The following is a 12737-nucleotide window of genomic DNA, read 5'->3' as shown; positions in this document are numbered from 1 at the left end:
GATTGGGCAAAGAGACGTTTGAAGATGTAATCGTTCTTCGGGTCGAGCAATGGCAACATGGTTGGGGCAGAGACGAAGAGTAATACGGATGATTATAGTAGGGTGGATAAACGTAGTGCATCCACGTAAAACAAACATCAAGCAATCAAATTAAAAACGGTGGGCACAAAACCCGTACCCACGCTTGTATCTGTTTAAACGTGGGCTTTTTGTTTAGATGTGACGGCTGTAGGTCAAAAAAATCTCATCACATTGCCAGCCATAACGCTCATACAGTCGCTGTGCGGTATGGTTGTCTTTGGCAGTGGATAAATCTAGACGCACTTTTCCGTCTTGTTTTGCCTGTGCTTCAGCGGCTTGTAATAACCGCTGTCCTACACCACTTCGCCGCGCCGCAACGCTGACAAATAGATCGTACAACACATAAATCGGTTGCGCTGCCACCGAACAAAATGTTGGATAGAGCTGGCAAAAACCAACAAGGGTTTTCGCTGAGGTTTCTGCCACCAGAATCACCGATTGTTGCTGTTGCAAGCGATCTTGGATAAAACGGTGCGCCAAACTGAGATTAGCGGCTTGTTGGTAGAACTGGCGATAATGATCGAATAACACCGCCACCGCTGCTATATCGTCAACCGTCGCGGTTCGAATGGTAATGTCCATGTTGTCGTGTGCTTTTAACTGAGTTGTTGGGTGAAGAAATCGACAATCCGGCGCGGCAGCCATTGAATATGGCCGGGGAAATGGCCACTGACAAAGCCAACATGCCCGCCGTGTTTGGGAAATTCTAATTGCACATGAGCACTGACTTCTTGTTTTTTCGGTAGGGCGTGGGCTGGTAGGAAGGGATCGTTACGGGCATTTAATACCCATGTTGGAATGGTAATGTGTGCTAAATAGGGTTTGCTGCTGGCGCGTTGCCAATAATCCTCTACGCCGTCAAACCCATGCAGCGGTGCAGTGACATGGTGATCAAAATGGCGGAGGGTGCGGCTGGTGCGAAGTGCGTGTTGGTCGAGAAGATGGGGATAGTGCTGAAGCAGGCGCAGGCTTTTCGGTTTTAAGCTGCGTAAAAACATGCGCGTATAAAGCTGACGATTGATTGGGCTACGCTCAAGCGCATGACCGGCGGCGGTTAAATCAAGTGGTGCGGAAATGGCAGCGGCGGCATGAGGAATAGCGCGTTGCCCCGCTTCACCAAGATATTTCAACAGCGCATTGCCACCCAACGACACTCCGACGGTCAAGACACAGCCAAAGCGCCGTGCCAGATGTTGTAACACCCACGCAATTTCTGTTGAATCACCCGCATGATAGGCGCGTGGTGCGCGGAAGTGTTGCCCGCCACAGCCACGGAAATGCACCACCACCCCTTGCCAGCCACAGCAAGCCACTTCACGCATCAGAGCGCGGGCATAGTGGCTGCGCGAACTTCCCTCTAAACCATGAAACAGCACCACCAAGGGGGCGTGGGTTGAGGCACTGTCGTTGACAAGGAAATCAAGAGCGATTTCATCGCCATCTGGCGTGGGCCAGAGTTCACGCCGATATTGCGGTACCGCACCCGCTAAAAATAACGCCGGCCAAACCGTTTGGCTGTGGCCATCGGGTAACCAAAGCGGGGCGCGGTAGCTGGGCATGATTAGCCGTTGTCCTCATCGTCCTCGTTGCTATCACTGGCGGTAGCATGTTGTGGCAAACCTGGTGCAGGGGACAGACTTTTGAGCAACTGGAACAATTGTCGGTAGGCTTTTGGTGGTTTGCTCTCGGCTTGTTCTTTGCGAGCATTACGAATCAGCTGCCGCAGATTTTGCACATCACAATCAGGATGTGCCGCAAGAAATTCAGCAAGGGCTTCATCGTCTTGCAACAGCCGATCGCGTTGCCGTTCTAAACGGTGTAACCATGCCGTGTGTTGATCGGACTCCCCACGCAATACCGCTAAAAACTCGCGGATCGGCTCGGGATCGATATCACGCATCAATTTGCCAATATATTGCCGCTGGCGCCGAATGGCACCATTGGCGGTAATTTTTTGCGCTTCGCGGATGGCCAGATATAAGTTTTCTGGTAACTGCAATTTTTTCAGGCTGTCATGCGACAACGCAATCAGTTCGGTACCTAATGCCTGTAATGCCTCAGCATCGCGTTTTTTTTGCGATTTGCTGGGTGCCTCGTCATCGTACAAAGAGGGCTGACTCACAATAATTCCACTTCAATGACTGGTAAAAAGGGAACCATGATAACAGAAGCTTGCCCCGCCTCAGCAGGCCAAAAAATCTTCTATGGCGGCGGCAAGGGCTTCTGGTTGTTCCCATTGCACCATATGACCACATGGGGTGAGGGTGACTTGTTGGATGGTTTGAAAACACGCTCGGCGCTCATCCAAGCTGGCTAATACAGAACGCGCTAACGGATGGTCGCTATCACCACCGCCTACTACCCATAACACCGGCGCGGTGATTTCGCGCCAACAGGCCTTAGCCTCGGCTAAACGATACAACACTGGATTGACCATTTTATGACGAGGATCGGCTTGGTAACGATAGCAATCGTTTGCCGCATCACCTTCTGTCAAAGCGTGAGCAAGAAAGGCGGCGCGGTCGGGTGAGAGCAGAGGATTGCGCCGTTGTAGCCGTTGTTGCACGGTGTTTAAGCTCAAGTCATCAAAGCGTGGTGGTTGTTGCAGTTCGTCTAGCCAACGGCGATAGCGTTTTGGTGCTTCATTGGGGTCGCTATCTGGTAAGCCAAACCCTTCAATCGAGATAAGTTTGGCAATACGTTGTGGACGAATGCCGGCATAGAGGCTGGCGATCATACCGCCCATGCTATGCCCGATCAGGGTTACTGTTTCGTTGGCGGCATAGTGATTCAGTAACGCCTCTAAATCGGCGAGATAATCGGGAAAATAATAACCAGCGGTATTGGCCTGTGATTGACCAAAACCCCGCCAATCGGGGGCAATGAAATGCCAATCATCACCTAAGGTATCAACTAAAAATTGGAAAGTGATACTGCTGTCCATCCAGCCATGTAGCAAAAACAATTTTGCTGCACCCTCGCGCCCCCAATGACGGACGTGCAGGCGGGGGCGGTCGGGGGCCAGCGGTGGGAATTCACTGCGTGATAATAATTTTGCTTGGTACATAAGTGGGCGGCGACAGAAAAATGCCCATCATAAGGTAAACGTCAGCCAGAACGGTAGTGTCAACATACCAACAAAGATATTCATGGTGATGATGGAAGCGACCAACTTACCATCACCGCCCATTCGTACCGCGAGAATATAGGCTGATGAGGCGGTCGGCAGGGTGGCGAGGACAATGGCGGCGGTACGATACATGCCGCTTAAATCAAACCACTCCGCCAGACCCCATGCCAATGCTGGTACGACAATCAATTTAATCGCTGTCATGCCGTTAATCAGTGCCAAATTTTGCCGCAAGCCTTCGCTGCGCAAACCGGCACCTACTGCCAACAAGCCCAGTGGTGTGGCGGCAACAGCAAAGAGATCGATGAGGTGCATGGCGGTATCGGGTGCGGTAACACCCAGTAATTTGCAGATAAAGCCGCTGACGGTGGCGATAATCAGCGGATTACGGAGAATTTCTCGCCATACCGAATGGCCGCCGTGCCGTGCCAGAAACCAAACCGCCAGTGCATTCACCGCTGGCACTAACACCCCGACTAATAACGCTAGAGCAGCAATCCCCGGCCCACCGGCCAAACGATCGACCACCGCGATGCCGATATAGGTATTAAAACGAAAAGCGGTTTGAATGGTCGAGGCGAAAGCCTGTGAGGAGGGACGTAACCACCAACAGAGCAATAAACCACACGCCAAACCACCAGCAGTAAACCCGACACCTGCGGCGATCATATCGAGGGCAGGGGTAAATTCGAGCTCGCTTTTGACCACGGAACGAAAGAGTAGGGCGGGGAACATCACATAATAGACGAGGCGTTCTAGATGCCCCCAAAACTCCGCCGGATAACCAAACCAACGGCGCAGGCTCAAACCAAGCAAAATCAGTACAAAATCTGGCAATAATGCCCAAGCAATACTTAACATGCGTGGCCTTAGCTTGGAAAAGCAATCAGATGATCAAGGTCTAATTTAATGCCAATCCATTCACCGATGCGATGATTGTGATGGCTGGCGACGGTGGCGAGTACCTGTTGTCCCGAAGCGAGGGCGAGGGTGTAGAGAAACACTTCACCTTGGAATGCGCGGTTGACGACTTGCGCTTTTAAGGGGCTGAAATCGTCGTGAACCACATCATCAGGACGCAATAACACTTCAACACGGCTGCCGACGGCAAAACCGCGACTGTCGAGATCAACACGACAAATTTCGCCAAATTCAATTTCCACACAACGGCTGCCGGTGATGGTGCCGGAGACGAACACACCTTTACCAACAAAATCGGCCACAAAGCGGTTAGCCGGCTGATGATAAAGCTCATACGGTGTTGCCCATTGCACAATTTGGCCTGCTTGCATCACCCCAATCTGATCGGCAATGGCAAAGGCCTCATGCTGATCGTGAGTGACTAAAATGGCGGTCATTTGTTCGCGTTTCAGAATTTCCCGCACTTCTTGGCCCAGACGTTCGCGCAAGGCAACATCTAAGTTGGAAAATGGCTCATCCAGCAATAACAGCTGTGGTTTGGGCGCTAACGCTCGTGCCAATGCCACCCGTTGTTGCTGACCACCGGATAGCTCATGCGGATAAGCTTGGGCGTGTGCTGTTAACCCTACCAGTTCCAACAACTCGGTAATGCGCTGTTGTCGTTGTGGTGCGGTGTGTTGGTGCAGGCCAAAACCAATGTTATCGGCGACAGATAAATGTGGAAACAACGCATAGTCTTGGAACACCATGCCGATTTGGCGCTGATGTGGTGGGACGCTTTGATTGGGTCGGCTGATCGGCTGTTGCTTCAATAAAATTTCACCATCGTGAATCGGCTCAAACCCAGCAATACAGCGTAAAACCGTGGTTTTGCCACAACCGGAATGGCCGAGCAAACAGCCAATTTCGCCCTGTTCCAGCTGTAGTGAAAGCGATTTGACGATTTCTTGTGCTGCATAACGCTGGCTAATATGGCGCAATTCAAGCAAGACCGACATCAGGTATCCCAAACAGAAAAAGCATTAAGCATGGCGACGTTGTGCTAACAAAATCACCGGCAATAAACCGACTAAAACAATGGCAACCGAGGGCAAGGCGGCACGCTCCCATTCCCCTTCGCTGGTCATTTCAAACACTCGCACCGCCAGCGTATCCCAGCCAAAGGGACGGGTCATCAGCGTGATGGGCATTTCTTTCATCACATCAACAAATACCATCAACAAGGCCGTGAATAAACCACCCTGCAATAGCGGCAGGTATAAACGGCGTAACAAACCCCAGCCTGATTCGCCCAATACTCGCGCCGTTTCTTCTTGACTACGGGTAATCCTTTGCATGGCGGCATCAACCGATTGAAAACCGACAGCGAGAAAACGTGCGATATAGGCTAAAATCATCACCAGCAATGTGCCTTTAAAAATCGCCGTTTGTCCTTCTGGCAAATAGCTGGAAAACAGATTGAGCAAGACATTATCTAGCCAAGCGATCGGGATAAATACACCGACGGCTAACACAGTGCCAGGGACGGCATAGCCGAGGGTGGCTAATCGAACGGCAAAGCGAGTGCGCTGGCGCGCATCACGGCGCTGTGCATACGAAATCAGCAAGGCGACGACGGCAACGGCGACGGCAGCAAGACCGGCCAGTAGTAAGGAATACCAAACAAAGCTGATATAACGAGCGTCGAGGTCGGTCTCGATTGCTTGCCGGCACCACCATAACAATTGACCAAATGGAATGACAAAAGCCAGACCCAAAACCACACTGGCCCAAGCGGTGGCAACTAGGCCAGACAGGGTAGGCAGGCGGTCGCGTTTTGCTTGTATGCTGCCGCGTCCGGTAACGGTATAAGCGCGCCGTCCGCGTGCCCGCAGCTCGTACCACACTAAAACAAACACCAATAACACCAATAAAGACGCTAACTGCGATGCCGACGATAAAGAAAATAGGCCAAACCATGCTTTGTAAATGGCGGTGGTAAAAGCATCGTAGTTAAAAATCGATACCGTACCAAAGTCGGCCAAGGTTTCCATCAAGGCTAAGCTCACACCACCGACAATCCAAGGCCGTGCCATCGGTAATGCGACACGAAAGAAAGCTTGCCGGCGGCTCAGTCCTAACGATTGACCGGCCTCTAATGCGCGTCGTCCCATGCTGGCAAAAGCATCACGGGCCAGTAGGTAGATATAGGGATACAGCGCGAGGCTCATCACCAAAATCACCCCACCGGTCGAACGAATGGGCGGCATGGCGGCGCTCGTACCCCACACCTCACGCATCCACGTTTGAATGGGGCCGGTGAAATCAAACAAACCGATTTGGGTAAAGGCCATCACATACGCCGGCATCGCCAATGGCAGCATCAATGCCCAGCTAAAGAAACGTCTCCCCGGAAAATCGTACATGGCAATTAACCAAGCCAGCGGCACGGCCAATAATAGCCCACCTATACTGACACCCAGCATCAAAACAAAGGTGTTCCATAACAAGCGGGGAAGGACAAATTCGCTAAGGTGGGCCCAAATATCTGGGCTAGGGTCGAGAAAGGCCGAGAGGATTACCGCCAGCGGGGTTAAGGTAATCAGGCTGAAAACTGCTGCGACACCAAACCAACGCCGAGTGGAATGAAAAAGGGCCATTGAAGAAAATCTGTCTAAATCGTCGAGGAAAACAGCAATTATCGAACTTTTTATGCAATAAACTCAAGCGTAATGCTGCCAAGCGCAAATACAAACAGGCAGCTGGCGCTCAGCTGCCTGTGAGTGAACAACACACAATAATTAACGATAGCCTGCGCGGTCCATCAATTTCACTGCCGCTGCTTGTAGTTCACCAGCTTTGGCGACATTGATATAGTTGTGTTTGAAATCACCCCATGCGGCGACTTTGGGGTCGGATTTCACTTTTGGATTGACAGGGAATTCCATATTGCTGTCGGCATAGAGGTTTTGTGCCTTGTCAGAAGACAACCATTCAAGCAAGCGAACTGCCCCTTTTTCATTCTTGGCATAACGGGTCACCCCAGCACCAGAAATGTTCACATGAGTCCCACTGCCTTTTTGGTTAGCCCAGAAAATGCCAATCGGCAGTTTTGGGTTTTTCTCCATCAGACGACCATAGTAGTAGGTGTTGGCAATCCCAACATCACATTGACCGGCTCCAATGGCTTCTAACATTTTGGTGTCGTCTGGGAAGACATCGGTTGCCAGATTACCCACCCAGCCTTTGACGATTTGTTCAGCCTTGGCTTCACCATGTTCGGCCATTAGCATCGCTACCAGCGATTGGTTATAGACCTTCTTCGAGGTGCGTAAGCACAGACGGCCTTTCCACTTTGCGGTGGCTAAATCTTCATAACTGCTCAGCTCTTGAGGTTTGACGCGGCTGGTGTTGTAAAAAATTGTCCGTGCACGGATCGACAGACCAAACCATTCCCCTTTTGGGTCCCGCAAGTGCGCTGGCACATTCGCTTCGAGTGCGGCCGACTTGACTGGTTTGAGCAGACCCTCGTGGCTGGCTTGCCACAGGTTACCTGCATCCACTGTCAACAAAATATCAGCCGGCGTGTTATTGCCTTCTGATTTCAGGCGCTGCATCAGCGGGCCTTCTTTGTCGGTGATGAATTTTACATCCACGCCAGTTTCTTTTTTATACGCATCAAACAGCGGTTTAATCAGCTGTTCATTCCGCGCACTGTACACCACAACTTCTTCTGCCAATGCCTGACCAGCAAAAGCAACGGTTAACGCTGCACATAACAAAGAAAGACGTTTCATGTCTTAATCACCTTATTCAGAAATGATGTATGGGTGTAGTTTGCTTAAGGATGAACCCAAGCGAGAGTGTGGCAAAAATTGTAGCAATGATGAGAATAGTTATCAAACTATTTCTTAATACCCTTGACAGTCGTCAATAGCCTTGCAAAGATGATAACAATTCTCATTTGTAAGGAGGTGGAGCATGAACGCTATGTTGGTTGGTGCCGATACACTCGGAAATATCCCTCATGTTTTGCAGTCTTTTGGCATTACCGTGCAAAAGCACATCAGTGGCCGCAACAGTGCCCATCAGCGCAAAGTGGATCGTTTACCTGCGGGAACAGATTTGTTGATTTTGTTTACCGATTTTTTGGGTCATAACGTGATGAAACACTTTCGTGAGTTGGCCAATAGCGGCGATATTCATGTGATTGCTTGTCGCCGTTCAGTGTGTGCCCTCAAACAGGGGCTAGAAAAAGTCGGTTTGCAAGAGCAAAACGCATGTGCAGATTGTCAACACCGTTGCCCGCGGCCGTCACGATAATGTGATTGGGCGGGATTAAAATTCGATAGCACTCTTGGCATTGGTTACAATCGCCTGTGTTGTGTCTCTGCCCTTTTAGACTATTGAATAAGGATGCTGCCCTATGTTGACTGAAGCCCAAGAAAAAGCCTCTATTTTGGCCGAAGCGCTGCCGTATATCCGGCGCTTTAATGGTAAAACCATCGTGATCAAATACGGTGGCAATGCCATGACCGATGATGAATTGAAGGCAGGGTTTGCCCAAGATATCGTGTTGTTGAAATTGGTTGGCCTCAATCCAGTGGTGGTGCATGGCGGTGGGCCGCAAATCAACGAGATGTTGGAGCGCTTGGGCAAAAACGGTGAATTTGTACAAGGGATGCGCGTCACCGATCGTGAAACCATGGAAGTGGTTGAAATGGTGTTAGGCGGTTTGGTTAACAAAGAAATCGTGAGCTTGATTAACCAAGCCGGCGGTAAAGCTGTGGGTCTGACGGGTAAAGATGGTTCATTTATTCGCGCTCGTAAAATGTTCCTGCGCTCACCAGAAGGCGATCCGCTGGATATTGGTTTAGTTGGCGAAATCGAACATATCGACCCTAGTTTGGTGTCCACCTTAGAAGATGACGCCTTTATCCCCGTAATTGCTCCGATTGGCGTGGGGCCCGAAGGATCGGCTTATAACATCAATGCCGATTTGGTTGCTGGTCGTTTGGCGGAGACATTAAAAGCCGAAAAGCTGATTTTGATGACCAATACAGCAGGGGTGTTGGACAAAGAAGGCGGTTTGTTGACAGGATTGACTGCCAAGCGGGTGGATGAGTTGTTTGCTGATGGTACGATTCACGGTGGCATGTTGCCGAAAATCAGTTCGGCACTTGATGCAGCGAAAAATGGCGTTAACTCGGTGCATATTATCGATGGCCGCGTGAAACACGCATTGCTGCTAGAAATTTTGACCGATGCCGGTGTTGGCACCATGATTAAAGCTAGCTAAGCTAGTGATCGTGCGCTGCAAGCCTGACTGAGGTCGGCTTGCAGAAAAAGCACTAAAAAAATACATTTCCTTTTCTATACTGCAATCGCGTGTCGTTAACACCGTTTTATTGATCCAAGGGGGAATAACATGGTCATGACAGTCAAGCAATTGCTCGATCAACGTGATAAACATCAGTTGTATCACGTCACACCACAGGCAACGGTGTATGAAGCACTCTGTTTAATGGCCGAGCACAATATCGGTGCTGTGTTGGTGATGGAAGAAGGCAAGTTACAGGGTATTTTCTCGGAACGAGATTATGCGCGCCGTGTGGTGTTACAAGGGCGCACATCCGCTGGGACGCGTGTTGGCGAAATCATGACCCGCCGTGTGTTGTTTGTCTCGCCCGACCGCACGATCAATGAATGTATGGCCTTGATGGCAGATAAGCGCATTCGTCACCTACCCGTCATTGATGATGAAGCAGTGGTGGGCATGGTATCGATTGGTGATGTGGTGAGCGCAACCATTGCGGAACAAAACTTCCTGATTGACCAATTATCACATTACATTCACAGTTGATGGTCCCATTTCCTTCTTAGGTAAGCACGTGGCATTAACTTGGCTTTTTGACCTAGACAACACTCTACACCCTGCCTCGAGCAGGGTGTTTCCTTATATTAACCAGCAAATGACGGCTTTTATCATGGCGGAGTTGGGCCTAGATGAGGCCGAAGCACATCGACTACGCCAACATTATTGGCAACGCTATGGCGCCACTTTGCATGGGTTACAACGACATCATGCGATTGCAGCAAACCATTTTCTGACCAGTACCCATCCTTTATCTGCTTTACTGCCCTTATTAGAAAAACCCGCTGGAGTGGGGCAGCTGTTGCGCTATTTGCCTGGGCGCAAAGTGGTGTTTTCTAATGGTCCCAAGCACTATGTCGAAGCAGTAACGAAAAAACTCGGTTTACACCCACATTTGCTGGCGCATTTTGGCGTCGAGTGTTTGCGCCTACGGCCCAAGCCAAAACAAGCCGCCTATCTAACTGTGTTACATCGTCTGGGGGTACGTGCAGTGGATTGCGTGATGGTGGAAGATACGGTGGAAAATTTGCGACCAGCCAAACAATTGGGAATGACGACCGTATGGCTGCATCAACAACCGCGCCGGCCCCCTTATGTCGATTACCGCATCACTGCGCTGCCACAGCTGGCGCGGCTTAGCCTTCGTATCGCGAAGCAAACAACGATTGTCGTATAAAGCCAATCAAACACAGGGTTAAGGCTAACCACGGCCAGACATGTGAGGCAACCTCTGCCAGCAAACTCAGATTGGTGAGATGGCCGTGGCTCCAGCGTAGATGGCTAAAACTTGGGCTGCGGTCGGGTTGCAAAGGCCATTGCGCCGCAAGATACAACATGCCACCTAAGGTGATGACACCTAAACCGGCGCGTGCGGTATAGGGCAGTCTTAACCACCACAGCAAAAGCAATAACCCCGCTAATAAGCCGAGTAAGACCCGAGGGTTAATCCACTCAAAGAAAGCAAATTCGCGCAGAAAAGCGCCGGCAATTGCCAGTTTGATGACTGTTGCCAAACATAAAAATCCGAGTACCAAACGCGATTTTGACTGCAACCGCTTGGCGCATAGACTGACTAATAGCAAGGTACCCACTAAATTCAGCATGGCACTGCCAGCTTCGATCAGAAATAAGAACAACGCGGGGTTGTCTAGTGGAGAAATAAAAGGCTGTGGCAACCCTTTAGGAATGACCACCACGCCAAAAAAAGGTACCGAGGGATCAAGCTGGGTCAGAAACCATAACGTCATCAGCAATAAAGCGTAGTCAGTCACGCGGCTGGGGTGAAAATGGCGATGCCGCCAGCGGTGTAGGCGTTGACCGATATAACGTGAGAGCGGATTGAGCGCAAATAAGGCACCGAGGGTACCGCCAAGGCTGTTACAGAGTAAATCGAGATTGGATGAGATTCGACTTGGTAGAAATTGTTGAATCAGTTCTACCGTCAGGCTAGTCGCACTGGCAACAATGATGGCGAATAACAGCCCCAACCAGCGTTGACGAGGAATCAGGGCTAAAGCAAAGCCATAGGGAAAGTAGGCAAGCACATTGACGATGGTGTCAAAGCGGCGGGTGTAATACGGTAGCGGGTAAAACAGAAAATCAAACAGCGGTTCGGTATTGTCTTGCCAACTGTCTAAAGGATATAGACTGACAACAGCGATGACCCCTAAGCAAATCGCTGCAAAAAGCCAAGGCACATGGCCTCGAGGTGTCATAGAAGGGGTCAGTGTGGCCATAACAAAAGGGCCATCATGGGCAGCATCAGCATCATGGTGCCAGCTTAATAGATGCCGCCCCCGATCGACTAGCCCCTAGCTGCGAAAATCTTTTGTGCAGCGTTCATTTTCCATTTCTGTCAGCATCCGCATCACATCATCCGAGGCTTTTTCCATCTCAAGCAGTGCGCCGCGCGCTGCATCAAATTGTCGCTGGTTGAGCATCTCTAACGCTTTTTTACCGGCATCGTGAACGCGAGCATGAGGTTGTTCTAACTTGCCATACACGGGGTTATGACGACATTCTTCATGGCCACGCCCCTCGTAATACCATTTACCCAACCGGCAGTTGGTATGGCTCGATAACTGTTCTGGCCGCAAATCGTGGTAGCCAATAAATGCCTTGTAGATGTCCAGCTTGAAAACAATATGATCGAGTTTCACGATTTCCATAAAGCTGGTGTTCGATGCCATCGAAATGGTATGGGCCATTTGTTCGCTGAATTTCACCAACTGTCGAACTTGGTCGGCCGTTTCTACCCCAGAGCGTTGGTAGTCCATCGCTTGTTCTGATGCTTGTTGTACCTGTTGTTTGGTGGCGCTGGAACCATCCTGAATGGTGGTGACCAAAGTGGCAATCTCACTGGTGGCTTGTGCGGTGCGTTCTGCCAATTTACGCACTTCGTCAGCTACCACCGCAAACCCTCGGCCTTGTTCGCCAGCGCGGGCGGCTTCAATCGCGGCATTTAACGCTAAAAGATTGGTTTGATCGGCAATGTCTTTAATCAGTTGAACAAATTGGCTGATTTTGCCAGTATTATCATTTAAGGTGTCCATGGCTCGGACGGTTTGTCCCTGTGCTTGGACAATGTGATTAAAGCTATTGATGATGACATCAAGCGCTTCACGGCTGCGGTGGAGAGTTGAAACTGCATCACAGGCTACGGTAAAGTCGCTCTCTAGTCGCTCTGCCAAGAGTGAAAAAGTGCCGCGTAACTCTTCGACATTTTTACAAAACAAGCCAAAAGGATCGATG

At 50.3% G+C, this 12737-nt stretch carries 14 protein-coding genes and 1 pseudogene; 4 read left to right on the top strand and 11 right to left on the bottom strand.

Annotation, left to right across the window (positions count from 1 at the left end):
- Positions 1-213: 213 nt before the first annotated feature.
- The 8 genes from G465_RS0106795 to G465_RS0106760 all read right to left on the bottom strand — a co-directional run bounded on the left by G465_RS0106795 (position 214) and on the right by G465_RS0106760 (position 7908).
- On the bottom strand, positions 214-663 hold the full coding sequence (locus G465_RS0106795) for a GNAT family N-acetyltransferase (protein WP_022653734.1): 450 nt from the start codon (positions 661-663) through the stop codon (positions 214-216).
- A gap of 14 nt (positions 664-677) precedes the next feature.
- Positions 678-1640 (bottom strand): YheT family hydrolase, encoded by a 963-nt coding sequence (locus G465_RS0106790; protein ID WP_022653733.1) that lies wholly within the window; start codon positions 1638-1640, stop codon positions 678-680.
- A 2-nt stretch (positions 1641-1642) separates the two neighbouring features.
- A complete protein-coding gene (yjgA, locus tag G465_RS0106785; protein WP_022653732.1) occupies positions 1643-2203 on the bottom strand; it encodes a ribosome biogenesis factor YjgA in 561 nt (186 codons plus the stop codon).
- 60 nt (positions 2204-2263) lie between these two features.
- Complete coding sequence (locus tag G465_RS0106780; protein WP_022653731.1) at positions 2264-3148, bottom strand: alpha/beta fold hydrolase; 885 nt, start codon at positions 3146-3148, stop codon at positions 2264-2266.
- Positions 3149-3175: 27 nt separating this feature from the next.
- Positions 3176-4072 (bottom strand): AEC family transporter, encoded by an 897-nt coding sequence (locus G465_RS0106775; RefSeq protein ID WP_022653730.1) that lies wholly within the window; start codon positions 4070-4072, stop codon positions 3176-3178.
- Between the two features lie 8 nt (positions 4073-4080).
- On the bottom strand, positions 4081-5130 hold the full coding sequence (locus G465_RS0106770) for an ABC transporter ATP-binding protein (RefSeq protein ID WP_022653729.1): 1050 nt from the start codon (positions 5128-5130) through the stop codon (positions 4081-4083).
- Positions 5131-5154: 24 nt separating this feature from the next.
- Positions 5155-6771, bottom strand: a complete 1617-nt coding sequence (locus tag G465_RS0106765) for an ABC transporter permease (RefSeq protein WP_022653728.1) — start codon at positions 6769-6771, stop codon at positions 5155-5157.
- 141 nt (positions 6772-6912) lie between these two features.
- A complete protein-coding gene (locus G465_RS0106760) occupies positions 6913-7908 on the bottom strand; it encodes a Fe(3+) ABC transporter substrate-binding protein (RefSeq protein ID WP_022653727.1) in 996 nt (331 codons plus the stop codon).
- Positions 7909-8092: 184 nt separating this feature from the next.
- On the opposite strand from G465_RS0106760, the gene G465_RS0106755 reads away from it, so the two are divergent.
- The 4 genes from G465_RS0106755 to G465_RS0106740 all read left to right on the top strand — a co-directional run bounded on the left by G465_RS0106755 (position 8093) and on the right by G465_RS0106740 (position 10662).
- Entirely contained in the window at positions 8093-8434 is a 342-nt protein-coding gene (locus tag G465_RS0106755; protein WP_022653726.1) for a DUF2325 domain-containing protein, read from the top strand.
- A 103-nt stretch (positions 8435-8537) separates the two neighbouring features.
- Complete coding sequence (gene argB / locus G465_RS0106750; RefSeq protein ID WP_022653725.1) at positions 8538-9410, top strand: acetylglutamate kinase; 873 nt, start codon at positions 8538-8540, stop codon at positions 9408-9410.
- Between the two features lie 135 nt (positions 9411-9545).
- Positions 9546-9974 (top strand): CBS domain-containing protein, encoded by a 429-nt coding sequence (locus G465_RS0106745; RefSeq protein ID WP_027405253.1) that lies wholly within the window; start codon positions 9546-9548, stop codon positions 9972-9974.
- Between the two features lie 28 nt (positions 9975-10002).
- Positions 10003-10662, top strand: coding sequence for a pyrimidine 5'-nucleotidase (locus tag G465_RS0106740; protein ID WP_155846510.1), 660 nt, complete (start codon positions 10003-10005; stop codon positions 10660-10662).
- Here the strand turns inward: G465_RS0106740 and G465_RS0106735 are convergent.
- The 3 genes and pseudogenes from G465_RS0106735 to G465_RS16495 form a co-directional block, all read right to left on the bottom strand.
- Positions 10622-11683 carry a VanZ family protein gene (locus G465_RS0106735; protein ID WP_245556762.1) on the bottom strand — a complete coding sequence of 354 codons (1062 nt, stop codon included), beginning with the start codon at positions 11681-11683 and terminating at the stop codon, positions 10622-10624. The two genes, G465_RS0106740 and G465_RS0106735, sit on opposite strands and share 41 nt — an antisense overlap.
- Before the next feature lie 114 nt (positions 11684-11797).
- Positions 11798-12154, bottom strand: coding sequence for a CZB domain-containing protein (locus G465_RS16500; protein WP_245556763.1), 357 nt, complete (start codon positions 12152-12154; stop codon positions 11798-11800).
- Between the two features lie 66 nt (positions 12155-12220).
- Positions 12221-12496 (bottom strand): annotated as a pseudogene (locus G465_RS16495) (methyl-accepting chemotaxis protein); the annotation flags it as partial.
- Positions 12497-12737: the final 241 nt, after the last annotated feature.

The sequence above is a fragment of the Aquaspirillum serpens DSM 68 genome, assembly GCF_000420525.1.
GTDB lineage: Bacteria > Pseudomonadota > Gammaproteobacteria > Burkholderiales > Aquaspirillaceae > Aquaspirillum > Aquaspirillum serpens.
Note: the sequence above shows the minus strand (reverse complement) of the source record. Positions and strands in the feature narration are given on the sequence as shown.

What these genes read in the sequence shown, in the direction of transcription:
- G465_RS0106795 (WP_022653734.1), bottom strand. Translation starts at nt 663, where the DNA reads ATGGACATTACCATTCGAACCGCGACGGTTGACGATATAGCAGCGGTG.
- G465_RS0106790 (WP_022653733.1), bottom strand. Translation starts at nt 1,640, where the DNA reads ATGCCCAGCTACCGCGCCCCGCTTTGGTTACCCGATGGCCACAGCCAA.
- G465_RS0106780 (WP_022653731.1), bottom strand. Translation starts at nt 3,148, where the DNA reads ATGTACCAAGCAAAATTATTATCACGCAGTGAATTCCCACCGCTGGCC.
- G465_RS0106775 (WP_022653730.1), bottom strand. Translation starts at nt 4,072, where the DNA reads ATGTTAAGTATTGCTTGGGCATTATTGCCAGATTTTGTACTGATTTTG.
- G465_RS0106770 (WP_022653729.1), bottom strand. Translation starts at nt 5,130, where the DNA reads ATGTCGGTCTTGCTTGAATTGCGCCATATTAGCCAGCGTTATGCAGCA.
- G465_RS0106765 (WP_022653728.1), bottom strand. Translation starts at nt 6,771, where the DNA reads ATGGCCCTTTTTCATTCCACTCGGCGTTGGTTTGGTGTCGCAGCAGTT.
- G465_RS0106760 (WP_022653727.1), bottom strand. Translation starts at nt 7,908, where the DNA reads ATGAAACGTCTTTCTTTGTTATGTGCAGCGTTAACCGTTGCTTTTGCT.
- G465_RS0106755 (WP_022653726.1), top strand. Translation starts at nt 8,093, where the DNA reads ATGAACGCTATGTTGGTTGGTGCCGATACACTCGGAAATATCCCTCAT.
- argB (WP_022653725.1), top strand. Translation starts at nt 8,538, where the DNA reads ATGTTGACTGAAGCCCAAGAAAAAGCCTCTATTTTGGCCGAAGCGCTG.
- G465_RS0106745 (WP_027405253.1), top strand. Translation starts at nt 9,546, where the DNA reads ATGACAGTCAAGCAATTGCTCGATCAACGTGATAAACATCAGTTGTAT.
- G465_RS16500 (WP_245556763.1), bottom strand. Translation starts at nt 12,154, where the DNA reads ATGGAAATCGTGAAACTCGATCATATTGTTTTCAAGCTGGACATCTAC.